General features: G+C 59.5%; 24 protein-coding genes and 1 riboswitch. Of the genes, 20 read left to right on the forward strand and 4 right to left on the reverse strand.

The genetic code is table 11. From position 1 onward, the window contains the following. Window positions 1–57 precede the first annotated feature (57 nt). A complete protein-coding gene (locus ACR0MP_RS08680; RefSeq protein ID WP_370644452.1) occupies window positions 58–1,044 on the reverse strand; it encodes an NAD(P)-dependent oxidoreductase in 987 nt (328 codons plus the stop codon). A gap of 105 nt (window positions 1,045–1,149) precedes the next feature. After that, a riboswitch (cobalamin riboswitch) is annotated at window positions 1,150–1,356 on the forward strand. 85 nt (window positions 1,357–1,441) lie between these two features. Between ACR0MP_RS08680 and ACR0MP_RS08685 the strand changes: the two genes are divergently transcribed. From ACR0MP_RS08685 to cobJ, 7 genes are read left to right on the forward strand one after another with little or no spacing between them, the layout of a single operon-like run. After that, window positions 1,442–1,822, forward strand: a complete 381-nt coding sequence (locus ACR0MP_RS08685) for a DUF1636 family protein (RefSeq protein WP_170391837.1) — start codon at window positions 1,442–1,444, stop codon at window positions 1,820–1,822. Continuing rightward, window positions 1,819–2,874, forward strand: a complete 1,056-nt coding sequence (gene cobW, locus ACR0MP_RS08690) for a cobalamin biosynthesis protein CobW (protein ID WP_170401230.1) — start codon at window positions 1,819–1,821, stop codon at window positions 2,872–2,874. Before ACR0MP_RS08685 ends, cobW begins: the two co-directional genes overlap by 4 nt. A gap of 5 nt (window positions 2,875–2,879) precedes the next feature. After that, complete coding sequence (cobN, locus tag ACR0MP_RS08695) at window positions 2,880–6,173, forward strand: cobaltochelatase subunit CobN (protein ID WP_480886381.1); 3,294 nt, start codon at window positions 2,880–2,882, stop codon at window positions 6,171–6,173. Beyond that, window positions 6,170–7,297 carry a precorrin-3B synthase gene (gene cobG, locus ACR0MP_RS08700; protein ID WP_170735388.1) on the forward strand — a complete coding sequence of 376 codons (1,128 nt, stop codon included), beginning with the start codon at window positions 6,170–6,172 and terminating at the stop codon, window positions 7,295–7,297. Before cobN ends, cobG begins: the two co-directional genes overlap by 4 nt. Next, on the forward strand, window positions 7,297–7,926 hold the full coding sequence (locus ACR0MP_RS08705) for a precorrin-8X methylmutase (RefSeq protein WP_170401236.1): 630 nt from the start codon (window positions 7,297–7,299) through the stop codon (window positions 7,924–7,926). The genes cobG and ACR0MP_RS08705 overlap by 1 nt, the downstream gene beginning before the upstream one ends. Next, on the forward strand, window positions 7,923–8,651 hold the full coding sequence (locus ACR0MP_RS08710; protein ID WP_170401239.1) for a precorrin-2 C(20)-methyltransferase: 729 nt from the start codon (window positions 7,923–7,925) through the stop codon (window positions 8,649–8,651). Before ACR0MP_RS08705 ends, ACR0MP_RS08710 begins: the two co-directional genes overlap by 4 nt. Continuing rightward, window positions 8,648–9,406: a precorrin-3B C(17)-methyltransferase gene (gene cobJ, locus ACR0MP_RS08715; protein WP_480886383.1), complete on the forward strand. Its 759-nt coding sequence runs from the start codon at window positions 8,648–8,650 to the stop codon at window positions 9,404–9,406. Before ACR0MP_RS08710 ends, cobJ begins: the two co-directional genes overlap by 4 nt. Here cobJ and ACR0MP_RS08720 read toward each other — a convergent pair. Then, entirely contained in the window at window positions 9,403–10,134 is a 732-nt protein-coding gene (locus tag ACR0MP_RS08720; protein WP_170401244.1) for a cobalt-precorrin-6A reductase, read from the reverse strand. The genes cobJ and ACR0MP_RS08720 overlap by 4 nt on opposite strands. Here ACR0MP_RS08720 and cbiE point away from each other — a divergent pair. From cbiE to mdoH, 13 genes are all read left to right on the forward strand, one after another. Further along, on the forward strand, window positions 10,133–11,332 hold the full coding sequence (gene cbiE, locus ACR0MP_RS08725) for a precorrin-6y C5,15-methyltransferase (decarboxylating) subunit CbiE (protein WP_170401246.1): 1,200 nt from the start codon (window positions 10,133–10,135) through the stop codon (window positions 11,330–11,332). The two genes, ACR0MP_RS08720 and cbiE, sit on opposite strands and share 2 nt — an antisense overlap. Further along, a complete protein-coding gene (locus ACR0MP_RS08730; protein ID WP_170401248.1) occupies window positions 11,329–11,697 on the forward strand; it encodes a cobalamin biosynthesis protein in 369 nt (122 codons plus the stop codon). The genes cbiE and ACR0MP_RS08730 overlap by 4 nt, the downstream gene beginning before the upstream one ends. Then, a complete protein-coding gene (cobM, locus tag ACR0MP_RS08735; protein ID WP_170401250.1) occupies window positions 11,694–12,488 on the forward strand; it encodes a precorrin-4 C(11)-methyltransferase in 795 nt (264 codons plus the stop codon). The genes ACR0MP_RS08730 and cobM overlap by 4 nt, the downstream gene beginning before the upstream one ends. Then, entirely contained in the window at window positions 12,475–13,797 is a 1,323-nt protein-coding gene (locus tag ACR0MP_RS08740; protein WP_480886521.1) for a cobyrinic acid a,c-diamide synthase CobB, read from the forward strand. The genes cobM and ACR0MP_RS08740 overlap by 14 nt, the downstream gene beginning before the upstream one ends. After that, on the forward strand, window positions 13,794–14,522 hold the full coding sequence (gene cobA, locus ACR0MP_RS08745) for a uroporphyrinogen-III C-methyltransferase (RefSeq protein WP_170563620.1): 729 nt from the start codon (window positions 13,794–13,796) through the stop codon (window positions 14,520–14,522). Before ACR0MP_RS08740 ends, cobA begins: the two co-directional genes overlap by 4 nt. After that, entirely contained in the window at window positions 14,515–15,258 is a 744-nt protein-coding gene (cobF, locus tag ACR0MP_RS08750) for a precorrin-6A synthase (deacetylating) (RefSeq protein ID WP_170401255.1), read from the forward strand. The genes cobA and cobF overlap by 8 nt, the downstream gene beginning before the upstream one ends. Before the next feature lie 76 nt (window positions 15,259–15,334). Continuing rightward, a complete protein-coding gene (locus tag ACR0MP_RS08755; RefSeq protein ID WP_170401258.1) occupies window positions 15,335–15,799 on the forward strand; it encodes a DUF302 domain-containing protein in 465 nt (154 codons plus the stop codon). Between the two features lie 79 nt (window positions 15,800–15,878). Beyond that, window positions 15,879–17,498: a thiamine pyrophosphate-binding protein gene (locus ACR0MP_RS08760; protein ID WP_170391867.1), complete on the forward strand. Its 1,620-nt coding sequence runs from the start codon at window positions 15,879–15,881 to the stop codon at window positions 17,496–17,498. Beyond that, window positions 17,485–18,669 (forward strand): CoA transferase, encoded by a 1,185-nt coding sequence (locus ACR0MP_RS08765; RefSeq protein ID WP_170735411.1) that lies wholly within the window; start codon window positions 17,485–17,487, stop codon window positions 18,667–18,669. Before ACR0MP_RS08760 ends, ACR0MP_RS08765 begins: the two co-directional genes overlap by 14 nt. 180 nt (window positions 18,670–18,849) lie before the next feature. After that, window positions 18,850–20,220 (forward strand): tetratricopeptide repeat protein, encoded by a 1,371-nt coding sequence (locus tag ACR0MP_RS08770; protein ID WP_170512182.1) that lies wholly within the window; start codon window positions 18,850–18,852, stop codon window positions 20,218–20,220. Window positions 20,221–20,253: 33 nt separating this feature from the next. After that, window positions 20,254–21,471, forward strand: a complete 1,218-nt coding sequence (locus tag ACR0MP_RS08775) for an OpgC domain-containing protein (RefSeq protein ID WP_170512206.1) — start codon at window positions 20,254–20,256, stop codon at window positions 21,469–21,471. Then, window positions 21,468–22,967 carry a glucan biosynthesis protein G gene (locus ACR0MP_RS08780; RefSeq protein WP_170735416.1) on the forward strand — a complete coding sequence of 500 codons (1,500 nt, stop codon included), beginning with the start codon at window positions 21,468–21,470 and terminating at the stop codon, window positions 22,965–22,967. Before ACR0MP_RS08775 ends, ACR0MP_RS08780 begins: the two co-directional genes overlap by 4 nt. Further along, window positions 22,964–24,835: a glucans biosynthesis glucosyltransferase MdoH gene (mdoH, locus tag ACR0MP_RS08785; RefSeq protein ID WP_170401269.1), complete on the forward strand. Its 1,872-nt coding sequence runs from the start codon at window positions 22,964–22,966 to the stop codon at window positions 24,833–24,835. Before ACR0MP_RS08780 ends, mdoH begins: the two co-directional genes overlap by 4 nt. On the opposite strand, the gene ACR0MP_RS08790 is transcribed toward mdoH, so the two are convergent. Further along, on the reverse strand, window positions 24,836–25,651 hold the full coding sequence (locus ACR0MP_RS08790) for a PHB depolymerase family esterase (protein WP_170735418.1): 816 nt from the start codon (window positions 25,649–25,651) through the stop codon (window positions 24,836–24,838). It abuts the gene before it with no gap. Further along, the gene (locus ACR0MP_RS08795; RefSeq protein WP_170401273.1) at window positions 25,648–26,121 is read right to left on the reverse strand and encodes a rhodanese-like domain-containing protein; all 474 of its coding nucleotides are present in this window, start codon (window positions 26,119–26,121) and stop codon (window positions 25,648–25,650) included. Before ACR0MP_RS08795 ends, ACR0MP_RS08790 begins: the two co-directional genes overlap by 4 nt. Between the last annotated feature and the right edge of the window lie 170 nt (window positions 26,122–26,291).

Raw genomic sequence — 26,291 nt, forward strand, 5'->3', positions numbered from 1 at the left:
CCAGAATTTTGTCCAACCAGGTCGCCAGACAGCCGCAACGCTTGCCGATTATTTGATCTACCGATTCTGCGGGATCACCTCGTAACCCGGTTCTTCTGGCTCGTCGTCCAGCATCTCGGTTGGGAACCCTGGCGCCTGGATCTCCAGTCCGGTCGCGTCCTCTAGCCGCCTGATGATGTTCGGGGACAGTTCACGCTCACCATATCGCGCGATACCATCTTCGAAAATCTTGATCATCAATGGGTTTATCTCAAGGGGAACTCCGGCACGGTCGGCGACCTCCTGAAACAGACCGATATCTTTTTTCACCAGGTCCATGGTGAAGGAAATATCGCGCGAGCCGTTCAGGATGACCTGACTTTCGGTCTCGTGCACGAAGGATGTGCCTGACGATATCTTGATCGCTTCATAGGTGGTTCCAAGGTCCATACCGGCGGCCTTGGCTGTCACCAAAGCCTCGGCGCAGGTGATCAGGTTGGCGGTAGCCAGATAATTGGTCAACACCTTCAGAACAGAGGCCGAGCCCAGATCGCCCGTGTGCAAAATGCGCCGCCCCATGGTGGTCAGGAATGGCAGGATACGTTCAAAAGTCTCACGATCACAGCCTGCGAAGATCGAGATATTACCCGTCGCTGCCCGGTGACATCCGCCGGAAACCGGGCAATCCACTGCAGCCCCACCTCGTTCAATGACCATTGCGCCAAGGCGTTTGACTTCGGCTTCATCGGTGGTCGACATTTCCATCCAGATTTTGCCAGGGCCGACCTCTGGCAACATTTCCTGCATCACCGCATCCGAGGCCGCAGGAGAAGGCAAACAGGTTATAACAGCATCGCAATTGCGCATCAGTTGCGCCGGGCTTTTGGCGGCTTTGGCACCCTTGGCGACGAATTCGGTCACCAGATCCGGGTTCAGGTCATGAACCGTCAGATCGATACCGTTTCGTAGCAGCGATCCAGATAGCTTGCCCCCTACATTCCCCAGCCCGATAAACCCTACTTTCATGCGCGGTATCCTCCTGTTCGCATCTTGCTGCCATGCCAGCACGTCGTTGCAGAAGTATCATGCCGCCCAGCGACCCCGACAGGTCGCTTTTTATCCGCTTTTTCACGGATCGGCGCGACTCGCTTGACAAGCAACCCTGCCCTGCCGCATGTCCCTTTCGTTGGTGTCTGCGAGAGCAGATGAAAAGGGAATGCGTCAGCGGTTTTTGCCGTCAAACGCAGCCGCCCCCGCGACCGTGACCGGAGAGGGTGCCCAAAGCCACTGGCAGTATGGCCGGGAAGGCGGGACATCCGACAGAGGCCTCCTCTGACATCCGCAAGCCGGGAGACCTGCCAACGCCCGAAGATGAAACCGGACGGGGTGTTCCGGTGTGGGGCTGTGATCGGCCCGCATGAAACCCCGTCCCCCACGAAGAGGATTTGGGGGGATGAGAGACATGACCGAGACCGCACCGGTCGAACTGCTGGTTTGCACTACCTGCCGTCGCGGGCTGCCTGTCGAGGATGACGCCCAGCGCCCCGGCACGTTGCTGCACAAGGCGCTTGAACAGGCGGGCCTGCCCGAAGGCATTACCTTGAAAGCTGTGGAATGCCTGTCGAATTGCGATGAAGGCTGCTCGATCGTGCTACGCGGAGGACCGGATCGCTGGACTTTCGTGTATGAACATCTGAACGAGATCGACCATGTCGAAACCATCGTCGAAGGCGCAGCCAAATACCTCGCCACCGAGGACGGTTTGGTCAAATGGCGCGAACGTCCTGAACATTTCCGCAAAAACTGTGCGGCCCGCATTCCCCCGATTGGAGCCCTGAAATGAGCAATCTTGAGAAACTCCCCGTCACTGTGATCACCGGCTTTTTGGGCTCGGGCAAAACCACTTTGGTGCAACACCTGATGCAGAACCCGCAGGGCAAGCGTCTGGCGGTGGTCGTCAACGAATTCGGCGATGTCGGCGTCGATGGCGATATCCTGAAGTCCTGCGCCATTCCTGATTGCCCCGCAGAAAACATCATGGAACTGGCCAATGGTTGCATCTGCTGCACCGTGGCCGATGATTTCATCCCGACCATTGAAGCCCTGATGGCACTAGAGCCGCGCCCCGATCACATCCTGATCGAAACCTCCGGTCTTGCCCTGCCAAAACCCCTGCTGAAGGCGTTCGACTGGCCCGATATCCGCTCGAAAATCACCGTCGATGGCGTGATTGCTCTGGCCGATGCCGAGGCTGTGGCCGCTGGTCGGTTTGCACCGAATGTCGAGGCGGTGGATGCGCAACGCATGGCAGATGACTCGATTGATCATGAAACTCCCTTGTCCGAGGTGTTCGAGGACCAGATTTCCTGCGCCGACATCATTCTGCTGACCAAGCCCGATCTGGCTGGCCCGGAAGGCGTTGCGAAAGCGAAAGAGATCATCGCCGCCGAAGCGCCCCGCCCCCTACCCGTAGTCGAAGTGGCTGAGGGTGCCGTGGACGTCCGCGTCGTGCTGGGTCTAGAAGCCGCGGCCGAGGATGACATGGACGCGCGTCCCAGCCATCACGACGGCCATCACGATCACGAGCATGACGATTTCGAAAGCATCATCGTTGAACTGCCCGAGCAAACCGATCCGATTGATCTGGTCGCCAAGATTGAACGATTGGCCAACGAGTTGAATATCCTGCGCGTCAAAGGCTATGCCGCCGTTCAGGGCAAGCCCATGCGCCTACTGGTTCAGGCCGTCGGTGCGCGCGTGCGTCACCAATATGACCGCCCGTGGGAGCCCGGCGAAGACCGTCGCTCGCGCCTTGTGGTCATTGCCGAGCATGACGATATCAAAGAGGCCGAGATCCGGGATATCCTCGTGGGTGTAACCGAGGCTGCCGAGTAAGACCTATGCACGTCGTCTTCCGCGAAAGCCATGGGCTCGAAGAAACCGAGACCCCGACCGATCTGGGCCAAAGCCCGGCTGATCTGGTGGTGCTGTCCTTTTCCGACAGTGACCTTGGCGCTTTCGCGGCGGGATGGCATCGTGGAGGTGGGCCTGAAGGACGCATGCCAACGATGCGGCTGGCCAATCTGACGGCGCTGAAGCATCCCCTCTCAGTCGACACCTATGTCGAGCAGACACTGGAGGGCGCAAAGGGCATCCTGATCCGTCTGATCGGTGGAGTGCCCTATTGGGCCTACGGCTTGCAGCAGGTTCTGGCGCTGGCGCAGGCCAAAGGGATTGCACTGGCCGTACTGCCCGCAGACGGTCGCGAGGATACGCGGCTGGATGATTACTCTACCCTGCCTGTCTCGACCCTGCGGCGGCTGGCGCATCTGTGCGACACCGGCGGTGAGGTCGCGGCGCAGGCCGCTCTGGCGCAGATGGCACTGGCTGCGGGGTTGTATGCAGGTCCGGTCATGGGCGCCAAGACCATCCCCGAATGCGGTGCCTGGTGCCCAGATCACGGCGTGATCCCTGCAGAAAACGCTCTGCCCGGTGATGCGAAACGTATCATCGTAACCTTCTATCGTGCTTATCTGACCTCGGCGGACACAGCCCCAATCGCAGCGCTGATCCGCAGCTTGCGCGCGCGAGGTTTTGAGACCGTCGGCCTGTTTGCCCCGTCGCTCAAAGCACCAAATGCCGCCGATTGGCTGCGCGAGACTATTGTAGCGCTGAAGCCTTCGGCGATCGTCAACGCCACCTCATTCTCAGGCAAGGGCGCATCAGGCACCTCACCTCTCGATGTGGCAGAGGTGCCGGTCTTTCAGGTGGCGCTGGCCACCTCACGCCGCAAAGCGTGGGCCGAAGCGGAACGTGGCCTTTCACCAGCTGATCTTGCCATGCATGTGGTCCTTCCGGAAGTGGACGGGCGGATCAACGCGGGCATCGTATCCTTCAAAGAGCCGGGCAAACGCGACCCGCATCTCGAGTATTCTCGCTTCGCTCATCGGGCTGAACCCGAACGGATCGAAGCCATCATCAACCGCGTCTCCGGCTGGCTGAACCTTCACGACAAACCCAAAGCGGAGCAGGTTCCGGCGCTGGTACTATCGACCTATCCCGGCAAAGACTGGCAGATGGCACATGCAGTGGGTCTGGATGCGCTGGCCTCGGCTGAGGCAATGTTGCTCGATCTGCAAGGCGAAGGGTATGACACCGCGCCTACCGAGCCGATTGCTGAAACTCTTCTTGATGCCCGGATTTCATGGCCGCTAGAGGATTATCAGGCGGCGCTGGCGGCGCTGCCGGAAACACTCCGCGCCGATCTCAATAAGGTTTGGGGCACTCCCGAAGACGACCCTGCTTTCACAAATGGCGCGTTCCACTTCACTGCGCTGCGTCGCGGAAAGGCTCTGATCGCGCTGCAGCCCGAGCGCGGCACACCCGAACTGCGCGATGACGACTATCACGATCTGTCGCGCACACCGCGCCACGCCTACGTCGCCTTTTACTTGTGGCTGCGCAAAGGATTGGTCGCGGATGCGCTGATCCATATCGGCGCACATGGCACGCTGGAATGGTTGCCGGGAAAATCAGTCGCCTTGTGCAACGAATGTTGGCCCGAGGCGTTAATCGGCGATCTGCCGGTGATCTACCCCTTCATAGTCAACGACCCCGGCGAGGCCGCGCAGGCCAAGCGTCGGATCGGGGCGGTTACGTTGGGCCATATCCCACCCCCGATGAAGGAAAGCGGCACACCAGATCGCATGGTGCGGCTGGAATCGCTGTTGGACGAGTTCTCGAATGCGGATGGCCTCGACCCCAAACGCCGTGACCGCCTGCAGGAAGATATCCGGGACGAGGCGCAGGCCATCGGGCTGGAAAGCGATCTTGGCCTCGATCAGGCCACCTGTACCGCCGAGGCGATCACGCGCATTGACCGATTTGTCTGCGACATCAAGGAAAGCCAGTTCGGTGATGGGCTGCATATCTATGGGCGCGTCCCCGATGAGACGGGCAAATTCGACGCTGCCCCCTCAGCCCAAGCTGAACGCTCTGCCCTGATTGACGCTTTAGCGGGCAAACGGATCGAGGCCGGGCCGTCCGGATCCCCCTATCGCGGGCGTACGGAAGTTTTGCCGACCGGGCGGAATCTATATACGACCGACCCACGCTCGGTTCCCACGCGCGCGGCCTACACACAAGGCGTCAAGCTCGCCGAAGAGCTGGTTCGGCGGCATCTGCAGGAAGAAGGCGACTACCCCAAGGGCTTGATCGTCGATCTATGGGGTTCGGCCACTATGCGCACAGCGGGCGAGGAATTCGCCATGGCGCTACACCTGCTGGGAGTGAAGCCGGTTTGGGATAAAGGGTCTGAGCGGGTCTCGGGCATCGAAGTTTTGCCGATCACCGATCTCAGCCGCCCGCGTCTGGACGTAACACTGCGCGTCTCTGGCCTGTTCCGGGACGTGTTCCCGACGCTTTCAGCGCTGTACGGTCAGGCTGTCCGCGCATTGACCAAACGAGATGAAGCACCCGACTGGAATCCTTACGCCGGTCAGGAGCCTGCGGCGCGGGTCTATGGGCCAGCCCCCGGCAGCTATGGTCTGAACATGACTCATCTGTCCGAAACCTATACGGATGAGGCACGCGTGCAAGCGGGTGAGGCTTGGCTTGATGCCAGTTCCTTCGCTTTGGAAGGCGAGCATATAGCGCAAGATAAGGACGGTATCTCGCAACGCGTCGCCAACGCCGACAGCTTTGTGCACCTACAGGACCTGACCGAGACGGACTTGTTGCTGGCCAATGATTATGCAACGCACGAGGCCGGATTTGCTGCCGCCAAGAAAATCACTGGTGGTACTGCGCAGCTTTATCATCTGGACAATACCAACCCGGACAACCCGCGCGCCCGCACCCTGCCCGAGGAAATCAGCCGCGTCGTCTATGCCCGCGCCGCCAACCCGGGATGGATTGCCGGAATGCAGCGGCACGGGTTTCGGGGTGCCGCTGAAATCGCGGTGACGCTGGATCATATGGCATCTTTTGCGCATCTGTCCGGCACAGTCGCACCGCATCTGTTCGATCTGTACCACGACGCCACGCTGGGCAATGAAGAGGTCGACGCCTTCCTGCAACAGGCAAACCCGCAAGCACATCAGGCCATGCAGGATCGGTTCCGGGCACTGCTGGAGGCAGGGCTATGGCATACCCGCCGGAACTCGATCCGCGCCGACCTGGAGGGGTTGGGATGAGTGCGCCCATCGTGCAGGGCTGGTGCCCCGGTGCCCATCGCCCGATGATGTCCGGTGATGGGCTGGTCGTGCGTGTGCGCCCTCGGCTGGCGCGCCTGGATGCCCAACAGGCGATAGGGCTGTGCGAATTGGCGGAACGGTTCGGCAATGGCACGATCGACCTTACCAACCGCGCCAACCTTCAGCTGCGTGGAGTAAAGGAAACCGACCATCAATCCTTGTTGGCCGCGCTTTCCTCGCTGAACCTGCTGGACGCCGAACCCGGAATCGAAATTCGCCGCAACATTCTGGTCTCGCCACTCTATGAAGCCGGTGATCTGACCGCTCGGCTGACACAGGAATTGATCCAGCGTCTGGCCGAGCTTCCGGATTTACCTGCCAAGTTCGGCTTTGCCATCGACACAGGTTCCGAGCGTTTATTGGCCGATGACTCGGCGGATATCCGGCTTGAACTCGGTTCGGGCAGCCTGATCCTGCGCGCGGACGGGGCCGAAACCGGGCGAGCGGTGAGCGAAGCCCAAGCAATCGACCAAGTGATCGCGTTGGCGAAGTGGTTTGCGCAAACCCACACAACCGAGACCCGCCGCATGGCGCGGACCGTTGCCACATATGGTTTGCCCAGCGAGTGGCAACGCAGCGCGCCCGGCCCCATTGGCGTGCCTCTTCAACCGGGAGCCTGCGCGCGGGGGACACTCTATGGCGCTGCCTTTGGGCAGCTACCGGCGCGGCAACTCCATTCGCTGATTGAAAACAGCAACGCCACTGCCCTGCGGGTCACACCATGGCGGCTGTTCCTGTTGGAAGGCGGGGCGGCGATACCCGCCCCTGACTTTGTCACAGATGGCACCGACCCGCTGAGAACAACCGACGCCTGCCCCGGCGCGCCATACTGCCCGCAGGCGCAGGTCGAAACCCGCGGTGTGGCGTGCGCCCTGGCCGCGCGCGTTGCAGGCAGCCTGCATGTGTCGGGCTGCGCCAAGGGATGCGCCCGAATGGGTCCGGCCGATGTCACTTTGGTTGGTAATTCCGGACGATTTGACCTTGTCAAACAAGGCCGCGCGGGGGATGAGCCCTGCCAACGCGGCCTGACCGAAGAAACACTCATGACCATGGACTTCACCTGATGCCCTATGAATACGAAACCGACGGCGCGGCGATCTACAAGCAGAGCTTTGCCACCATCCGATCCGAGGCTGATCTGGCCCGGTTCGATACCGATGAAGAACAGGTCGCCGTTCGGATGATCCACGCCGCAGGGATGGTCGGGCTGGAAGAATTCGTCCATTTCTCGCCCGGTTTCGTCGCCGCCGCCCGCACCGCGCTGGAAAATGGCGCACCGATCCTGTGTGACGCCCGCATGGTCAGCGAAGGCGTCACGCGCTTTCGCCTGCCCGCTGACAACGAAGTGATCTGCACCCTGCATGACGAGCGTGTTCGCCCTCTGGCTGCCGAAATGAGCAACACGCGCTCTGCCGCCGCGCTAGAGCTGTGGCGTCCGCATCTGGAAGGAGCACTGGTCGCGATCGGTAACGCCCCTACCGCGCTTTTCCACCTTCTGAACATGTTGGAAGATCCCGACTGCCCACGCCCCGCTGCCATTATCGGCTGCCCGGTGGGCTTCGTCGGAGCGGTCGAGTCCAAGGATGCCTTGTGGGAAGCGCAGCCCGTACCATCCTGTATCGTCAAAGGCCGTTTGGGAGGCAGTGCGATCACAGTTGCTGCCATCAATGCTATCGCGAGCCGCACGGAATGAGCGGGGGTAAAATATACGGCGTGGGCCTCGGCCCCGGCGATCCGGACCTGATGAGTGTCCGTGCGGACCGCCTGCTGCGCAATGCCCGCCATGTGGCGTTTTTTCGCAAACCTGGCCGCACAGGTCAGGCCCGCAAGATCGTCAATGGAATGATCCCCGGCGACGCCATCGAGTTTCCAATGGAGTACCCGGTAACCACCGAAATCCCGGTGACGGATCCAAGGTATAATGAACTCCTTTCGGTGTTTTACGAAGACTGTGCCGCACATCTGAAGTCGCTTACCGAAAATGGTGAGGATGTAGTGGTTCTGTGCGAAGGCGATCCGTTCTTCTATGGATCATTTATGCACCTTTACAATCGACTACGAGACATATCTGAAGTCGAAGTCGTACCTGCCATAACCGGCATGTCCGGCGCTTGGACCGCAACCGGTGACCCGATAACTTGGGGCGACGATGTCCTCACGGTTCTTGTTGGAACCTTGCCCGAGGATACGCTGACTGAACGCATGACCCAGACCGACGCGCTGGTTGTCATGAAGATCGGGCGGAACTTCGACAAGGTAAAGCGCGCGCTGAAACAGGCCGGGCTGTATGACCGCGCGTGGATCGTCGAATACGCTCAGATGCCGAACCAACGGGTCTGCAAACTGTCTGATAATTGCGAAGGAATCACGCCCTATTTCTCAATCATACTGGTTCATGGACAGGGACGCCGACCATGAGCGGTTGGGTCAAGATCGCTGGCCTTGGGCCTGGAAACGAAGCACTGGTCACTCCCGAAGTCACTGCCGCTCTGGCAGAAGCGACGGACGTGGTTGGCTACATCCCTTATGTTGCTCGGGTGGCCGAGCGAGAGGGGTTGACCCTGCACGCCAGCGATAACCGGGTCGAGATCGACCGCTCTCAGCACGCTTTGCAAATGGCGGCCGACGGTAAGCGCGTCGTTGTAGTCTCGTCAGGGGATCCCGGCGTGTTTGCAATGGCCGCTGCGGTGTTTGAAGCGCTTGAAAACGGGCCGAACGACTGGCGTGACATACAGATCGACGTGCTGCCGGGGATCACTGCGATGCTGGCGGCTTCGGCCCGCGCTGGGGCACCGTTAGGGCATGATTTCTGCGCCATCAACCTGAGCGACAACCTGAAGCCATGGCCACTGATCGAAAAGCGCCTCCGACTTGCCGCGCAGGGCGATTTCGCCATGGCGTTCTATAACCCTCGCTCGAAGTCTCGACCGGAAGGGTTTGAAAAAACGCTGGAAATCCTGCGGGAAGAATGTGAGCCGGAACGCCTGATCCTGTTTGCACGCGCTGTATCCCGCGAGAATGAGGCTTTGCGGATTTCAACTCTGGAAGAAGCCACGGCAGATATGGCGGACATGCAGACCGTCGTCATCGTCGGCTCGTCCCTGACCCGCATAGTCGAGCGCAACAGCGCCCCGATCGTCTACACCCCGAGATTCACGCTGGCCAAGGATTAAGTATGCGCCAGCCAGTCCAAGACCTGCGTGACATTTGCCAACTCGGTCCGCTTCGGCAGGGTCGGACGGTCTATCATCAGAACCGGCAAGCCCAGCGCCCTTGCGGCATCCAGTTTGGCCCGCGCGCCGGTGCCACCCGCATTCTTGGACACAATCAATTGCGTATGGTGACGTTCCATCAAGGCCCGGTCCTCTTCAACAGAAAACGGGCCCCGCGAAACGATCACATCGCTTTTCGGAAGCGGCAATGCGTCCGGATCGTCTACAAGCCGCAAAAGATAGTGATGCTGAGGTTGGGCTGCGAAGTCATGAAGATGCATGCGGCCAACTGCCAGGAAGACGCGGCGGGCTGGACCAGCCAAAGCTTCAACCGCAGCTTCAATATCCGGTACGTGCTGCCAGTTATCTCCGTCTTGCGCGACCCAGGCAGGCCGGGTCAGAGCGGCCAAGGGCGTTGCAGCCCTCGCACAGGCATCCACCGCATTTCGGCTCATCTGCGCGGCAAAGGGATGAGTCGCATCGACAACATGGCTGACGCCGTGCTCGTGAATGTACCGCGCCAGTCCCGCTGCACCACCAAACCCGCCCACGCGCATCGGCACGGGTTGCGAGCGCGGGTTATCGACACGTCCAGCGTAGGAATATGTAGCGGGAATGCCTTGATCGGCAACCGATTTTGCCAGAGCATTCGCCTCGGTCGTGCCACCAAGAATCAGGAGGTTGGGCATGTCTGAAACTCCGTGGTTGACCGTTCTGGGTTTGGGCGAAGATGGACTGGATGGCCTGTCCCCTGCAAGCCGTCAAGTGCTGGACCGCGCTGAGATTGTCATGGGTCCGACACGCCACCTGTCGTTGATCCCAGACAGCGCGGCGGAACGGATTGAATGGCCGGTCCCATTTGCCGATGGCCTGCCAATTCTGACCGCATTGCGCGGTCGGCAAACCGTTGTGCTGGCCTCGGGTGATCCGTTCTGGTTCGGGGCCGGGTCCGTTATCGCGCGTAATTTCGAAACGAACGAATGGATTGCCCTACCCGGCCAGTCGACCTTTTCGCTTGCTGCTGCGCGGCTTGGTTGGCCGCTTGAAAACACGTTGACCTTCGGGCTACATGCCGCGCCTCTGACGCGCCTTCGCCCTCACTTGGCACCCGGCCTGCGCGCGATTCTCTTGCTGCGCGACGGCAAAGCCGTAGCCGAGCTTGCGACCTATCTGGGCAAAACCGATTTTGCGGATTGTACTCTGCACGTCATGGAAGCGCTCGGTGGCCCCCGTGAACGCGCGCGCAGCGTGTCGCTGACCGAGGCGTTGCTTGGTACATTCGAACATCCGGTTTGTGTCGGTCTTGATGTCGCGGGTACTGGGCGTGCCTTTCCCAAAGCCTCGGGAAAGCCCGATGACATCTTTGAAACCGACGGCCAGATCACCAAGCGCCCCATTCGCGCGCTAACCCTGTCGGCGCTTGCTCCTCAGCGGGGTGAGCATCTGTGGGATATCGGTGGTGGCACCGGTTCGATCAGCATCGAATGGCTGATGTGCGATCCGACGCTAACTGCAACGACTATCGAGCCGCGTGCTGATCGGGCCGAACGTATTCGCCGCAATGCCAATACGTTAGGGCAGGATCGGTTGTGCGTTGTGCACGGTTCTGCACCAGAGTCGTTGGCTGATCTTGACCGACCCGATGTGGTGTTCATCGGTGGAGGTCTGAGAGCGGATCTGCTGAACTGGCTACACGCTAATCTTCAGGCCGGCACGCGGCTGATCGCCAACGCGGTGACATTGGAAAGCGAAGCGTTACTAGCTGAATGGCACGACAAGCTCGGCGGAGACCTGCTGCGCATCGAACTGGCGCAGGCAGCTGCGCTTGGTCCACGGCGAGCCTGGAAATCTGCCTACCCAGTGGTGCAGTGGAGCCTCACGTTATGATCGTCGCGGGGTTAGGTTTCTCATCCTCTGCTACGCTGGCCAGTCTTCGTGCCGCTTTCGAGCTTGCCTCGACAGGAAAAACTGTCGATGCCCTTGCGACCGTTGCGGACAAGGACGGACACGCCGCACTTGCCGCGCTTGCAGAAGCAACTGAGCTGCCGATACATTTCATTCCGGCAAATGATCTTGCCGAACAACGCACACTTACTTGCTCAACCCGCAGTCGCGCCACATATGGCACCGGCAGCGTGGCCGAAGCATCCGCTCTTGCTGCCGCCGGACATGGCGCGCGGCTGATTTCACCCAGACAAATCTCGGACGACCGGCTTGCAACCTGCGCCGTCGCCATCGGAGGACAGACATGACCGTTCATTTCATCGGCGCCGGACCGGGCGCCGCCGACCTGCTGACCCTGCGCGGGCGCGATATCATCGCCTCCTGCCCGGTGTGCCTTTATGCGGGTTCATTGGTACCCGAGGAGATTCTGGGCCACTGCCCCAAAGGCGCGAAGATCGTAAACACCGCACCCATGGATCTGGATCAGATCATGGCCGAAATCGAAGCAGCGCATAAAGCTGGACAGGACGTGGCGCGGCTGCATTCCGGGGACCTCTCGGTCTGGTCGGCGATGGGTGAGCAAATCAGACGTCTGAAAGAGATGGGTGTCCCGGTCAGCGTCACGCCCGGTGTACCCTCGTTTGCGGCTGCGGCTGCAGCGCTCGGGACCGAGCTGACACTGCCCGGTCTGGCGCAATCAGTGGTCTTGACCCGCACGCCCGGGCGTGCGTCTTCGATGCCGGAAGGCGAGACACTGAAAAACTTCGCTAAAACAGGTGCGACATTGGCTATCCACCTTTCGATCGGAAATCTGGATAACGTCATCGCCGACCTGACACCTGCCTATGGGGCAGACTGCCCGGTCGCCGTGGTCTACCGCGCTAGTTGGCCGGATGAGAAGATCATCCGCGCAACGCTTGCCACATTGAAGGAGGCGCTGGACAACAGCATCTCGCGCACCGCACTGATCATGGTTGGTCCGGCGCTTGCAGGTGAAGGGTTTGACGAAAGCTGCCTGTATTCCAAGACATATGACCGCCGCTATCGCCCTCAAAGCGCCGACAGTCCGTGGTCGAGCTGGAGCCATGGTGATGACTAACCCACCGGGAATACTGATTTCCGCTCCGTCTTCGGGTACAGGCAAGACCACAGTAATGCTAGGATTGCTCCGGGCGCTGGCCGAGGACGGCTTGACCGTACAACCGTTCAAAAGCGGACCGGACTACATCGACCCGGCTTTTCACCGGGCTGCGGCAGGCCGTGCCTCGTTCAATCTGGATAGCTGGGCGATGGGGGAGACGCTGCTAAGCGCGATCTCTGAGCAGGCGACGGGCGCGGATATTGTAGTGGCCGAGGGCTCGATGGGTCTGTTTGATGGTGTCGCCAAACCCGGAGAGCTGGGGCATGGGTCGAGCGCTGAAACGGCGCTGCGCATGGGATGGCCGGTCGTTCTGGTCCTGGATGTCGGAGGACAGGCGCAATCGGCGGCGGCGACCGCGCTTGGCTTTCGGATGTATAACCCCGATCTACCTTTTGCCGGGGTGATCCTGAACCGCTGTGCCAGCCCAAGACATGAGCGGCTGACGCGGCTGGGCATGGAACGGGCTGGATTGCCGGTTCTGGGCGTTCTTCCGCGCCGAGGTGATCTGACTCTGCCCGAAAGACATCTAGGCCTGATCCAGGCGGTTGAGCATCCGGATCTGGAAACGGCAATCGCCGGATACGCCGCATTCCTGCGTGAACATGTCGATTTGGATGCGATCAAACAGGCGGCCTCCTCAGGCCCTGCTGGACCATCGTCAGCCGCGTTGCCGCGACCCCCGGCGCAGAGGATCGCACTGGCCCGTGATGCAGCGTTTTCATTTACCTATCCGCATCTTCTGGAAGGGTGGCGCAGCGCGGGTGCAGAGATACTGCCCTTTTCACCTCTGGCAAACGAAGCGCCAGCTGCAGATGCCGATCTGGTCTGGTTACCCGGGGGATATCCTGAGCTGCATGCGGGAACATTAGCCGCGGCAGATATCTTCTTGACCGGCCTACGGAAACACGCGGAAACGCGGCCCGTGCATGGTGAATGCGGGGGGTACATGGCATTGGGGGAAGTTCTGGTCGACAAGGAAGGCGCCCCACATCAGATGGCGGGGTTGTTGGGTCTGCAAACCTCATACCAAAAGCGCAAATTCAACCTTGGTTATCGCAGGGCTGAGCTTTTGGCGTCGATGCCGGGCTTTGCCAAGGGTACAGCCTTGCGCGGACATGAGTTCCACTATTCCTCGATCATCGAACAACCTGACGCTCCTCTTGCGCGAGTCTTTGATGCCGAGGGGGCCGAAGGCCCTCAGACAGGATCGCGACGTGGCAATGTCACCGGCACATTTTTCCATCTTATTGCAGAGGCCTCGGCATGACCGGTTTTGTCTCTTTCATTGGCTCCGGTCCGGGTGATCCAGAGCTACTAACGCTCAAGGCCGTAGACCGGATGCAGAAGGCCGATGCGGTGCTGTTTGATGATCTCAGCAGCGGCCCGATCCTGACCCATGCGCGTGACGATGCTGATCTGGTTGGTGTTGGCAAACGCGCCGGTCGCCCTTCGCCCAAGCAGGATCACGTCAGCCGATTGTTGGTGGAGTATGCGCAGACCGGTCAGCAGGTGGTACGCCTGAAATCCGGTGACGGAGGATTGTTCGGTCGACTGGAAGAAGAACTGGTCGCGTTGCAGGCAGCTGGCATCAAATATGAGATCATTCCCGGCATCCCCTCTGCCGTCGCGGCGGCAGCTGCCGCTGGTATTCCTCTGACCCGACGCCTGACTGCACGTCGTGTTCAATTCGTCACCGGGCATGACGTAAGTGGCAAATTGCCGACCGATCTGAACCTTCCCGCCCTGGCTGATGCTAGCGCGACAACGGTCGTATTTATGGGCAAGCGCACTTTTCCCTTGCTGGTCGAAGCCCTGAGCGCGCATGGCTTGCCGTTGGAGACGCCTGCATTGATGGCCGAATCTGTTTCAACTCCAGAGCAATCCTTGGAGCGCTCCACAATCGGAGACCTGTCCGACAAGCTGCGATCCGAGGTTGGAACCGCCCCGGCCCTGATCCTGTATGGCCCGCTGGCAGAGTTCGAAGATGTTTGAACTGATCCTGATCGGAATCGGAACGGGTAATCCCGACCACCTGACCTTTCAGGGGGCGAAGGCGATCAGATCAGCGGACCTGATCCTGATTCCGCGAAAAGGAGAGAACAAAGCCGATCTGGCCGGTTTGCGCGAAGACATCATCACGCAGGTCACCGACAAACCTGCACGGATCGCCTATTTCGACGTTCCCAAACGCCGGGCAGATGACGGTTATCTCCGAGGCGTCGATGAATGGCACGACGCAATTGCCCTGCGCTGGCACGAGTCGATTTCAGCCTACCCGGACGCGCAGAAGGTGGCGTTGCTGATCTGGGGTGATCCGTCGCTGTATGACAGTTCGCTAAGAATTGCAGCGCGGCTGGACCCGCAACCGCGAGTCCAGGTTATGCCGGGAATCACAGCGTTACAGGCGTTGACTGCAGCCCATGCGATCCCGATCAATGATCTGGGCGCGCCCTATGTCGTGACCACAGGCCGTCGCATCCGCGATGATGGATGGCCTGAAACGGCGTCGAAAGTGGCCGTAATGCTGGATGGCGAATGCTCGTTCCAGAGCCTGAAGATGACCGATTATGACATCTGGTGGGGGGCATATGTGGGCATGAAAGAAGAGATTCTGATCAAAGGCCCATTGGCGGATGTGGCGCAAGACATTCTGGATACCCGCGCGCAGGCCCGTTCTGATCACGGCTGGATCATGGATATCTATCTGCTGAAGAAACGTGCGGCCTGACGCGCGCACAGGATTGTGAGCCCCGTTTCAGCGCTTTTCTGTCATCAATTCCCCAGTCAACAGGAAGGGAAAGAACATGAGGGCGCTTTGGGCTGCGATCTGCCTGCTGGCGATGCCTGCTTGGGCCGACGGCATCGAACCTCTTACTGGATGGGCGGTTTACTCCAGCGGAAAAAGCTATGAGACCCTCGTGGATGACACAAAGGCCGCGGTAAAGGAAAACGGCCTGATCGTTGTGACACAGGCCGGGCCGACCAAAGCGGCGGCCTCGCGCGGTATCACCATTCCGGGCAACCGGGTGATTGGCGCATTCAACAACGATTACGCGGTTCGTGTTCTTGAAACCTCGACCAACGCGATGATCGAAGCGCCCATCCGCTTCTACGTAACCGAGAACGAGGACGGCACTGCAACCCTTTCTTACAAGACACCAAGCTTCGTCTTTGCCCCTTACGCAGACGAGGGCGGAGACGCTCTGCGCGAGATTGCCATAGAATTGGACGCAAAGTTTCAGGCCGTAGCGGAAAACGCCGTCAAATAGTCACACTGACGTGAACCTGCTTGCGTCCGGACGCGTCCTCCGCAATCTGCTGACAGATAACTTTGTCGGAGCTTGATTAATGCAGGACCTGTCTCCCCGCGCTGCGGATTTGTTGGCACAACGCCTTTTCGAGGCCGGATGCCGCCATGCGTTCGGAATGCCCGGCGGCGAGGTTCTGACATTGGTGGATGCGCTGGAACGCGCGGGCATTGCTTTCCACCTTGCAAAACACGAAAACTCAGCAGGTTTCATGGCCGAAGCGGTCCACCATCGCGATGGTGCACCTGCAATCCTCGTGGCCACACTCGGACCCGGAGCGATGAACGGGATCAATGTTGTCGCCAACGCCCTGCAGGATCGGGTGCCGATGATCGTGCTGACCGGATGTGTCGACGCGGATGAGGCGTTGACCTACACCCATCAGGTGATGGATCACGCGCAAGTCTATCGCTCGATCACCAAAGGCAGCTTCATGCTGACGGCCGACGGGGCCGATATCATCGCCGACAAGGCGGTATCGCTTGCCAACCAAGCGCGCCCCGGCCCGGTACACATCGATGTGCCTATCTCGGTGGCCGATACGCGCGTATCAGGGGTTAAACGTCGTCGACTGGCAAAAGTTGCTCCTGTCGCGCCTGGCGCGGAATGTCTGGAAAAGGCCCGCCGCTGGGTGGCCGAGGCTGAGCGACCTTTGGCGATCATCGGTCTTGATGTTCTTTACGACGACTCGCGCTGTGTGGTGCGAGCATTTCTAGAGCATTTCAACATTCCCTTTCTCACCACCTACAAGGCCAAGGGGGTGGTGCCCGAGGATCATCCACTCTGCCTGGGCGGGGCGGGTTTGTCTCCGCTGGCCGATAAGCACCTAGTCCCGCTGGTGGAACAGGCTGATCTGGTACTGTGTTTGGGATATGACCCTATCGAGATGCGCCCCGGCTGGCGCGAGATATGGAACCCAGAAACCAAGCGCGTGATCGACATATCAGCCGTGGTGAACGATCATTACATGCATCAGGCTGGGCTAAATCTGGTCGCCGACACCGGCGCAACGCTTGAGGCCATTGCCAAGGGCAACCCTGCCGGCAAGACTTGGCCGAATGGTGAGCCTGAACAGGTCAAGGCTGCGCTGGCGAATGCTTTTCCGATAGATGAAGACTGGGGACCGGCGGCGATCATCGCAGAAACTCGTGCCGTTCTGCCACCCGAGACCCTCGCCACGGCCGACAGCGGCGCGCATCGCATTCTGCTCAGTCAGATGTGGGAGTGTTCGGAGGCACGAGGGTTGATCCAGTCCTCGGCGCTCTGCACCATGGGGTGTGCCGTTCCGATGGCGATCGGTCTGAAATTGGCCGAACCGGATCGCCCCGTGATCAGCTTTTCTGGCGATGCCGGCTTTCTGATGGTTGCCGGAGAGCTGTCGACTGCCGCCGAATTGGGTGGCAACCCAATTTTTCTGGTCTTTGTCGATGCCAGCCTTGCGCTGATCGAACTGAAACAGCGCCAGCGCCAGATGGGCAATCGCGGAGTGGACTTTGACCGCCATGACTTTGCGGCTTTAGGCCGCGCATTCGGCGGTTATGGTCACACAGTTCGTAGCCGCGACGATTTGCGGGCTGCATTGGATCAGGCGTTGAAAGCAGACAAATTCACTGTCATTGCTGCGGAAATTGACCGTGGAGGATATGATGGCCGCATCTGAAGGACCGCTGAAAGGCGTCAAGGTACTGGACCTGTCTCGCATTCTGGCAGGACCCACTTGTACGCAGTTGTTGGGCGACCTTGGCGCTACCGTCATCAAAGTCGAAAACCCGGCGACCGGTGGTGATGATACGCGGCAATGGGGCCCTCCTTACGCCGAGGATGCGGATGGCAACCGCTCAGACCTGAGCGCATATTTCATGTCCTCCAACCGCAACAAGAAATCGGTCGCCTTGGATATCGCAACACCCGAAGGACAGGCAGAAGTCCGACGCCTAGCCTCGCACGCTGATATACTGATCGAGAATTTCAAACCCGGTGGACTGGCGAAATACGGGCTCGACTACGCAACCTTGTCCAATGAGTTTCCCGACCTCGTCTACTGTTCAATCTCAGGCTACGGGCAGACAGGCCCCAACTCATCGAAGCCCGGATATGATCTTATGGCGCAAGGATATGGCGGGATCATGTCTCTGACCGGAGACGCCGACGGCGCGCCGATGAAAGTAGGCGTCGGAATTGCTGACGTGATGTGTGGTATGTATGCCTGCGTTGGTATTCTGGCTGCGCTGCGTCATCGCGACATGACTGGCGAGGGTCAGCAGATCGATCTGGCGCTGGTGGATGCACAGATCGCTTGGCTGATAAATGAGGGCGTGAATTATCTGACCTCGGGCGAAGTGCCTCAGCGGCGCGGCAACGGGCATCCCAATATTGTGCCTTACGAGGTCTATCAGACGGCGGATGGGCACGTGATTCTGGCCGTTGGAAATGACAGTCAGTACAAAAGATTTTGCAGCTTCATCGAAAAGCCAGAGCTAGCCGACGATCCCCGATTTGCCACCAACCCGGCCCGTCTTGAAAATAGGGATGCGTTGAATGCGATCCTGCGCCCGGCAGTTCAGGCGCTGGATACAGGCAGCGTCATCGCGGGGCTTGAAGACCTGAAAGTCCCTGTTGGCCCGGTGCGGACGCTCGATCAGGTTTTTGCCTCGGATCAGGTCGCTGCCCGCCAGATGCAGATCTCGATGCAAGCTGAGCCTGGCGAGGTGCAACTGATCGGGAATCCCCTGAACCTGTCACGCACGCCTGTAACATATCGCAGCGCACCACCGGTCTGTGGGGCTGACACACAGGCTGTTCTGAACGCGGAAAACCCCTTCGAAGATTGAAACACTCTGCCCGTTTAGGCGGCAAGTTGCTGAAACATGCCCTTGAATCGGCGGTTTTTTTCGCGTTTCTCACACACGGGATTTCACCAATTCGAGAGCAGGGTCGATACTGTTACGACCCGGCTGCACACTCTGTTACATCGAACAGTGTAGAACGTCGCAATCAGATTGGACCCGAGTATGAAACAAGACGTCTTTGGACAGATGAACACCCTGAACCAGCCCGCAAGCGTCGAGGCATGGGATGGTGTTCTCCTTGGGTTCATGGCGCATGCCGCTGTCACACCGCAACATCTGGGCAAGGTTCTGGAGCTTGAGCCGGACTTTGCGCTGGGCCATGCGGTCAAGGGGCTGTTCATGGTTCTGCTGGGCCGGCGTGAGATGATCGCGGTCGCTGCCGAAGCGCTGAGTGCCGCGAATGCAGCGATGGAGCGTCAGCCAGTTTCAGCCCGGGAAAGGCTATATGTCGAGGCCCTTGGTTTGTATATGGCCGACCTTCCATCACAGGCCGTTCAGAAATTTGAAGAGATTCTGCGGGCGCACCCAACGGATACTCTGGCCATGAAGCTCAGTCATGCGACGCGTTTCGTTCTGGGCGATGCGGCGGGGATGCGTCGGTCGATCGAACGGGTGATGCCAGCGTATGAACCCGACCACGCCGGACGTGGATACTTGCTGGGATGCCACTCGTTCGCGCTGGAGGAAACCGGCGCCTACGAGAAAGCCGAAATCGCCGGTCGTCAGGCCCTATGGATGGTTTCGGACGACGCCTGGGGATTGCACGCTGTAGCGCACGTGCACGAGATGACGGGCAACGCGCAGCTGGGACTGGACTGGCTCGCGGGACGTGAGGACGCTTGGGCGCATTGCAACAATTTCCGCTATCATGTCTGGTGGCACAAGGCGCTGATGCATCTGGATTTGGGGCAAGTCGATCAAGTTATGGCGCTTTACGATCATCACATCCGCCAGGACAAAACCGACGACTATCGCGATATCTCGAATGCAACCTCGCTGCTGTCCCGGCTAGAGCTTGAGGGCGTTGATGTTGGCAACCGCTGGGAAGAACTGGCCGATCTCAGCGCAGCCCGAACCGAAGACGGATGCTTGATCTTCGCCGATCTTCACTACTTGCTGGCATTGACCGGGGACAATCGTTCGGAGGCTACAGCAAATATGCTGCAGCGTATTCAAAATGACGCCCAGCGCAATCAGGGTGACACGCCGATCCGCATGTCCGACCCGGGCATTGCCGCCGCCAAGGGGCTTGAGGCCTTTGGAGAAGGCCTTTACGGCCAAGCCTTTGATTTTCTTTCAAATGCCCGGGGTGGGATGCAACTGGCGGGTGGCAGCCACGCCCAACGTGATGTATTCGAGCGCATCACCATTGATTCCGGCCTGCGCGCTGGCCGCTTGGATGCTGTCGAGCGCATCTTGGACGACCGCCGCGCCAAACGTGCCGGGGGAGAGGACAATTACGCCCTCGCCCGCCGAGAATTGATCGAGGCCGCACGCGACAGCGGCGACGCACAAAGCGTCCCCGCCGAATAACAACAATAAAAGACCAAGAAGGACAGAAACCGTATGGCGACCGCATCGCCCGCTTCTGATTTTGCTCCGGTGGCGTCTCAGGTCGCCGCCCCCGCCGCTATGCGCGATCCGCGGTTGGATTTCTATCGCGGCATCGCGATGTTCATCATCCTGATTGCCCATATTCCGAACGATCCGTGGGCCAAATGGATACCTGCCCGCTTTGGCTTTTCGGACGCAACCGAGATCTTCGTATTCTGTTCAGGCATGGCTTCGGCAATTGCTTTTGGGGGGGCGTTCATGCGCAAAGGCTGGTGGATGGGCACCGCACGCGTGAGCTTTCGCATCTGGCAGGTCTACTGGGCGCATATCTGCCTGTTCTTCTTTGTCGCGATGACAATGGCGGCCCTGAACCAGAGTGGGCTGTTCGAGAAAAACTATATCTCCTCTCTCAATCTACAGCATTTCTTCAACGATCCGGCGTCACAGATCGTCGGACTGTTCACCCTGACCTATGTGCCGAACTACTTCGATATTCTACCGATGTATCTGGTGGTACTGGCGATGATGCCCCTGTTTATGGGGCTATATCGTATCGGATTCTGGGCGGTCGCCATGGCCTCGGTCACGATCTGGCTCGTTGCACAATTCGACTACCTTGACCTGCCAGCCGAGCCCTGGTCAGAGCGCCAGTGGTTCTTCAACCCATTCGGGTGGCAATTGCTGTTCTTCACCGGCTTTGCGTTCATGCGAGGTTGGATTCCAGCGCCGCCGGTGTCGAAAACTCTGATCTGGGCGGCAGCATTGTTTTTGATCTTCTCGATGCCGTTCGGCTCGTGGAAGGTATTCACTTGGATCAATGCAGCAGCCCCTGATCTGGCTGATGAGATTCGCAAGGTCTGGCCAGTGACCAAAGAATTTCGCGACAAGACCGACTTTGGTCTATTCCGATATCTGCATTTTCTGTCGCTTGCCTATCTGGGTTGGGTTATCGCCGGTGAGCATGGCCGTCGCCTGATAGCGACCGGTCATGGGGCAGCCGCAAAGGTCTGGCAGTTCCTGTTGACCATCATCACCAAAGTGGGTCAGCAATCGCTCGCGGTGTTCGTATTTTCTATGGCAGCAGCACGACTTATCGGCGTCGGACTGGACCTGAGTGGGCGGGATGTTGCCAGTGTGTTCATCGCCAACATGATTGGCTTTGCCATGATCATCGGCGTGGCTTATCTGGCCGCCTGGTTCAAGTCACAACCTTGGAAATCAAAGAAATGAACTTTACACGTCGCGCTTTTCTCGCCTCATCAACCGCTCTGGCCTTCGCCCCAGCGGCATATGCCACAGGTGGAGAGACCCCGTTCAGCCGAGACGACGTCATCGCAATGGCCCGCGACCTGGCCAGCCGTGATTATGCCGAGCGTGAGATGGTTCCGCAGGAGTGGCAGGACCTGACGTATCAGCAATACCGTTCAATCCGGTTCCGGCTGGATCGCGCGCTCTGGTACGAGACCGAGACGCCCTTCAACGTCGATTTTTTCACGCCGGGCCTGTATTTTCCACGCACAGTGAAAGTGTCGACCGTCGAGGACGGTATGACCAAGCCGGTCGCCTTTGATCTGGCCATGTTCGACAAGTCTGAAGACGTACCTGAGCTGCCCATTGACGACACGCTGGGCTTTTCAGGTCTACGGCTGCGTACTGAGATGCACCGCCCTGGCGAGACAGACGAGTTCTGCGTTTGGCAAGGGGCCAGCTATTTCCGCGCCATCGGTTTGCACGAAGTCTATGGCCTTTCGGCCAGAGGGCTCGCCTTGAAGACCGGCGATCCGGATGGCGAGGAATTCCCCGAATTCATTCGTTTCTGGTTGGAGCGTCCAGAACCGGATCAACGTAACATGGTCGTTCATGCGCTCCTGGACAGCCCAAGCGTTACAGGGGCCTACCGCTTCCACGTTACTGCCGGTTCAGATTGCGTGATGGATATTGAAGCCACCCTGTTCCCACGTACCGAACTGCCCCATGTCGGCATCGCGCCCGGCACATCTATGTTCCTGTTCGATCAGACCAATCACAGCCGTTTCGATGATTTTCGCCCCGCAGTGCACGACAGTGACGGGTTGATGATCCGCAACGGCGCAGGAGAGGTTCTGTGGCGCCCGCTTGCGAACCCGACTCGCCTGCAGATCTCGTCTTTTGTCGACACAAACCCCCGCGGCTTTGGTCTGATGCAACGCAAGCGCAAGTTCTCGGACTATGCGGATCTTGAAGCCAATTATCACAAACGCCCAAGCTTGTGGGTCGAACCCAGCGAAGACTGGGGTAAAGGCACCGTCACGCTTGTTGAAATCCCGGCGGATCAGGAGATTTATGACAACATCGTCGCCTATTGGCGCCCGATGGAACCCTACGCCGCAGGCAGCCAGATTGATCTGTCCTATCGCCTGATCTGGGGCGAGGAACCGCAGCACACCCCTATGGCCCGCGTGATCAACACTGCGATGGGCGACAACACGTTCGGCGAGGGCCGTTTGGCTGTGATTGATTTCGAAGCCAGTGAGCTGCTTGACGATCCCGAGGCCATCACGGTGTTTGTCGACTCGCCCCATGCCGAAACTTCAGAAGGCGTTCTGCAGCGTAACCCAGACACGGGCGGGTTGCGGCTGGCGTTCTCATTCGAACCAGGCGAACGCAACCACGTGGAACTGCGCGCGCAGTTGCTGAAAGACAAACAACCAGCCTCTGAAGTCTGGCTTTACCGTTGGACCATATGAACCGCGATCTTCATATCATGCCGCCCGAGGCCCCTCTGGCGATGCCAGCGCAGAACTTTGCGCAGGGATTCCGCGATGCGCAGGTACCTGCCGGGGGTCGAAATCCCTCTGTCGGGTTCTGGCGCGCGCTGGTCTTCTCACCTGCCATGGCGGCGGCTTTGGGTCTGCTCTGGGTCATGTCCGACTGGTTCAGCGCCGAAGGGATCAATCTGGTCGAAGGTATCCTGCTGACGCTAATCTCGTTCAATTTCTTCTGGATTTCCTTCACGGTCTGTACCGTACTGCTTGGCATGGTCTCGCTGTCCCGGCAAGAGCAGCCAAAGCGTGAAGGAGGCTCGCAACCGTTGCGCGTGGCGCTGTTGACGCCTGTCTATAACGAGGTGCCGTGGAACGTGCTGGGGAACGCCCGTACGATGCTGGAAGACCTGCAGAAACGCGGTGGTCAGCACCACTATGCCATGTTCATTTTATCCGACACGCGCGACCCCGAGATCGCCGCGCAGGAACAGGCCAGCGTTGAGGCGTTGCGGACCACGCTGGCACCGGGGCTTGAACTCTATTACCGCCGCCGCCCCCAGAATACGGATCGCAAGGTCGGTAATATTGCCGATTGGGTCAGCCGCTGGGGCGCGGACTGGGATGCGATGTTGGTGTTGGATGCCGACAGCCTGATGACGGGTCGCGCGATCTCGCGCCTGACAGATGCGCTGGCGCGCGATCCCGGTGCAGGCCTTATCCAAAGCTATCCGCAGCTGATTGGCGCGCAATCGGTCTTTGCCCGGATGCAGCAGTTTGCCAACGGCGTCTATGGTATCGCCTTTGCCGAAGGCCTCGCGCGCTGGTGCGGGCAAGAAGGCAATTATTGGGGCCACAACGCCATCATTCGCACCTGTGCATTTGCTTCTAGCGCAGGTCTGCCCAAGTTGCGGTCGCTCAACGGACAAGACAAGCTGATCATGAGCCACGATTTCGTCGAGGCCGGATTGCTGCGCCGCGCCGGATGGGCCGTGCGCTTTCTGCCGCGCATACGAGGATCATATGAAGAAACGCCCCCCACCCTCATTGACCACGCAATGCGCGATCGCCGCTGGTGTCAGGGCAACCTGCAGCACCTGAAACTGCTGGGTTCAACCGGCTTCCGCGCAGTCTCGCGGTTCCATATGTTCCACGGAGCGGTCGGATATCTGATGTCGCCGCTATGGTTCGCACTTTTGGTGATGTGGGCCTTGATCGGTCAGGGCAAGGACGCCTCGGTCCTGCATTACTTCAGCCCGGACAATCCGCTGTTCCCGCAATGGCCAGAAATGTCCGAAACACGCCATGTGCTGATCATTCTGGTGATGTATGCGATGCTATTGGCACCCAAGGTTTTGGGCGTCGCTGCCCTGCCCCTCAGCGGTGTGCGCTATTCCGATTTCGGCGGAACGCGGAAATTCTTCACTTCATTTCTGTCTGAAGTCATCCTGTCGATCCTCTATGCCCCGATTCTGATGGTGCAGCAGATGATTGCAGTGTTCCGCACCGCGTTGGGCATTCAAAAGGGCTGGTCCCCGCAAGCGCGCGATGGTGGCAGCTACGGGCTGCGCACGCTGATCCTGTGCCATAGCCTAGAGACTATCATTGGCGGTGCGCTTAGCGTTGGCATACTCGCCGGTCTGGTCTCGGTCTGGCTGGCCCCGATTGCGATCAGCCTGGCACTGGCGATCCCACTGTCTGCGCTCAGCGGCGTATCGGCAGGCACCGCGCGCCGTATGGTTGGTATGCGCGAAGATGTCAGTGAGCCTGCAATTACGCGCTCGGCCCGGCGCTATCGCGATGAGTTGAAGCGATTGATCGAAGGCAAGGGCGTGGTCACACCGGCGGAATGATCACCCGCCGGGCAGGCCCTCGTACCAGTCTACCATCATATCGGCCCAGCCGTTTGGCACCGTATGGCCGCCCGGGAACAGAGCAAATTCCAAGGCGCTACCTTCGGCACATCCCATCCAGTTGCGACGCATAAACTGGCGCGTGGTAGAAAACCCGCTGGGCTTGGTATCGGCACACTCATTGGCGACCCGCCAGATTTCCAATCCGGCAAAGATATCGCCCTGGTGGAAACGGCCTCCGCCCAAAAGGCGGCCCTCCAGCGGCACCACATTGTCCGTCCAACCATGGGTGTGGAACATGCGTACCGGACCATCACAGCTTTCGGGATGTGGCCGCCAGAACCCGCCTGAAACCGGGACATAAGCAGAAAATGAATCCGGCGCAGCGCAGGCGAGGTAATAAACCATGAACGCGCCAGCCGAGAAGCCGCCCAGCACCACGCGATCCGGGTCGATATCAAACCGGTCGGCAGCGTCCTGCACTACTTCACGAAGAAACGCGGGTTCATCCCGACCTTCCCAACCGGGAAAGAAGTTCCAGCTTTTTCGGCCGTTTCTCTCGGACCCTTCCGGTGCCATCACCGCGTAGCCGCGCGCCAGCAGTGGCTCGACCATGGATCGGTTCTTGAGCGTACCGGTGGCGCTGCCGCCATAGCCGTGCAGGAACACAACCAGCGGAGGGTTCTCCGCTTTCGGCAGTTCGATGTAATATCCGCCTGATGCGGTTTCGCACATCCCCTCGGTATCGCCACAAGCCGCAAGGCCGGGTTGCCCGGCAAAAACAAAGCACGCGGCCAACCAGTGTCTGACACTCATCCCGTTTCCTCTTCATAATCGTTGACAGGCAACCCAGCCCGCACCCAACCGGGCCCGGCCGCCGAACCCAGCATGCCCTCGGGCACGTCGATGATATTGGTAAATCCAGCCTCGGTCAGTCGATTGCTTAATCGTGCCGAGCGCACCCCGCGTGCACAGATCAGTGCGACAGGTGCAGATCGGTCCCCCCCGAGCAGGTGATCCAAGGCCTGCACGAAATCCTCACGGCGCATGTCGAGCGGGTGGGCCGCTTCGGCGACCCCGGTCGCCCGCCATTCGCGTGGAGTTCGGATATCGATAAGATGGATCGCGCCGTCGAGAGCCTGTTGATGGGCTGTGGCCGCCGCAATCTGACCACCAGCATAGGCCTGCGGGATCAGCCGGTATTCGCGGATTGCGAAACCCGCTGCAATGGCGGCCCCTCCGCCCAATAGGACCCATCTGCGGGTTCGGCGTTTCCCTTCCGCCATGCGGCACTCTCCTGCATTGTCAGATCGGTATTATCATATGGCAATTCGCGACGCTTTCAGGAAATCCAACCCTCAGATCAAGTTCGCGTCATAGTTACACAGGTGGATCACGTCCAATATGTGCGCTTTAGGACCTTTCGGAACCTTGCAATTTCCGGACAGTCAATAAA

This window comes from Ruegeria sp. K3 (assembly GCF_056531845.1).

What these genes read in the sequence shown, in the direction of transcription:
- ACR0MP_RS08685 (WP_170391837.1), top strand. Translation starts at nt 1,442, where the DNA reads ATGACCGAGACCGCACCGGTCGAACTGCTGGTTTGCACTACCTGCCGT.
- cobW (WP_170401230.1), top strand. Translation starts at nt 1,819, where the DNA reads ATGAGCAATCTTGAGAAACTCCCCGTCACTGTGATCACCGGCTTTTTG.
- cobN (WP_480886381.1), top strand. Translation starts at nt 2,880, where the DNA reads ATGCACGTCGTCTTCCGCGAAAGCCATGGGCTCGAAGAAACCGAGACC.
- cobG (WP_170735388.1), top strand. Translation starts at nt 6,170, where the DNA reads ATGAGTGCGCCCATCGTGCAGGGCTGGTGCCCCGGTGCCCATCGCCCG.
- ACR0MP_RS08705 (WP_170401236.1), top strand. Translation starts at nt 7,297, where the DNA reads ATGCCCTATGAATACGAAACCGACGGCGCGGCGATCTACAAGCAGAGC.
- ACR0MP_RS08710 (WP_170401239.1), top strand. Translation starts at nt 7,923, where the DNA reads ATGAGCGGGGGTAAAATATACGGCGTGGGCCTCGGCCCCGGCGATCCG.
- cobJ (WP_480886383.1), top strand. Translation starts at nt 8,648, where the DNA reads ATGAGCGGTTGGGTCAAGATCGCTGGCCTTGGGCCTGGAAACGAAGCA.
- cbiE (WP_170401246.1), top strand. Translation starts at nt 10,133, where the DNA reads ATGTCTGAAACTCCGTGGTTGACCGTTCTGGGTTTGGGCGAAGATGGA.
- ACR0MP_RS08720 (WP_170401244.1), bottom strand. Translation starts at nt 10,134, where the DNA reads ATGCCCAACCTCCTGATTCTTGGTGGCACGACCGAGGCGAATGCTCTG.
- ACR0MP_RS08730 (WP_170401248.1), top strand. Translation starts at nt 11,329, where the DNA reads ATGATCGTCGCGGGGTTAGGTTTCTCATCCTCTGCTACGCTGGCCAGT.
- cobM (WP_170401250.1), top strand. Translation starts at nt 11,694, where the DNA reads ATGACCGTTCATTTCATCGGCGCCGGACCGGGCGCCGCCGACCTGCTG.
- ACR0MP_RS08740 (WP_480886521.1), top strand. Translation starts at nt 12,475, where the DNA reads ATGGTGATGACTAACCCACCGGGAATACTGATTTCCGCTCCGTCTTCG.
- cobA (WP_170563620.1), top strand. Translation starts at nt 13,794, where the DNA reads ATGACCGGTTTTGTCTCTTTCATTGGCTCCGGTCCGGGTGATCCAGAG.
- cobF (WP_170401255.1), top strand. Translation starts at nt 14,515, where the DNA reads ATGTTTGAACTGATCCTGATCGGAATCGGAACGGGTAATCCCGACCAC.
- ACR0MP_RS08755 (WP_170401258.1), top strand. Translation starts at nt 15,335, where the DNA reads ATGAGGGCGCTTTGGGCTGCGATCTGCCTGCTGGCGATGCCTGCTTGG.
- ACR0MP_RS08760 (WP_170391867.1), top strand. Translation starts at nt 15,879, where the DNA reads ATGCAGGACCTGTCTCCCCGCGCTGCGGATTTGTTGGCACAACGCCTT.
- ACR0MP_RS08765 (WP_170735411.1), top strand. Translation starts at nt 17,485, where the DNA reads ATGGCCGCATCTGAAGGACCGCTGAAAGGCGTCAAGGTACTGGACCTG.
- ACR0MP_RS08770 (WP_170512182.1), top strand. Translation starts at nt 18,850, where the DNA reads ATGAAACAAGACGTCTTTGGACAGATGAACACCCTGAACCAGCCCGCA.
- ACR0MP_RS08775 (WP_170512206.1), top strand. Translation starts at nt 20,254, where the DNA reads ATGGCGACCGCATCGCCCGCTTCTGATTTTGCTCCGGTGGCGTCTCAG.
- ACR0MP_RS08780 (WP_170735416.1), top strand. Translation starts at nt 21,468, where the DNA reads ATGAACTTTACACGTCGCGCTTTTCTCGCCTCATCAACCGCTCTGGCC.
- mdoH (WP_170401269.1), top strand. Translation starts at nt 22,964, where the DNA reads ATGAACCGCGATCTTCATATCATGCCGCCCGAGGCCCCTCTGGCGATG.
- ACR0MP_RS08790 (WP_170735418.1), bottom strand. Translation starts at nt 25,651, where the DNA reads ATGAGTGTCAGACACTGGTTGGCCGCGTGCTTTGTTTTTGCCGGGCAA.
- ACR0MP_RS08795 (WP_170401273.1), bottom strand. Translation starts at nt 26,121, where the DNA reads ATGGCGGAAGGGAAACGCCGAACCCGCAGATGGGTCCTATTGGGCGGA.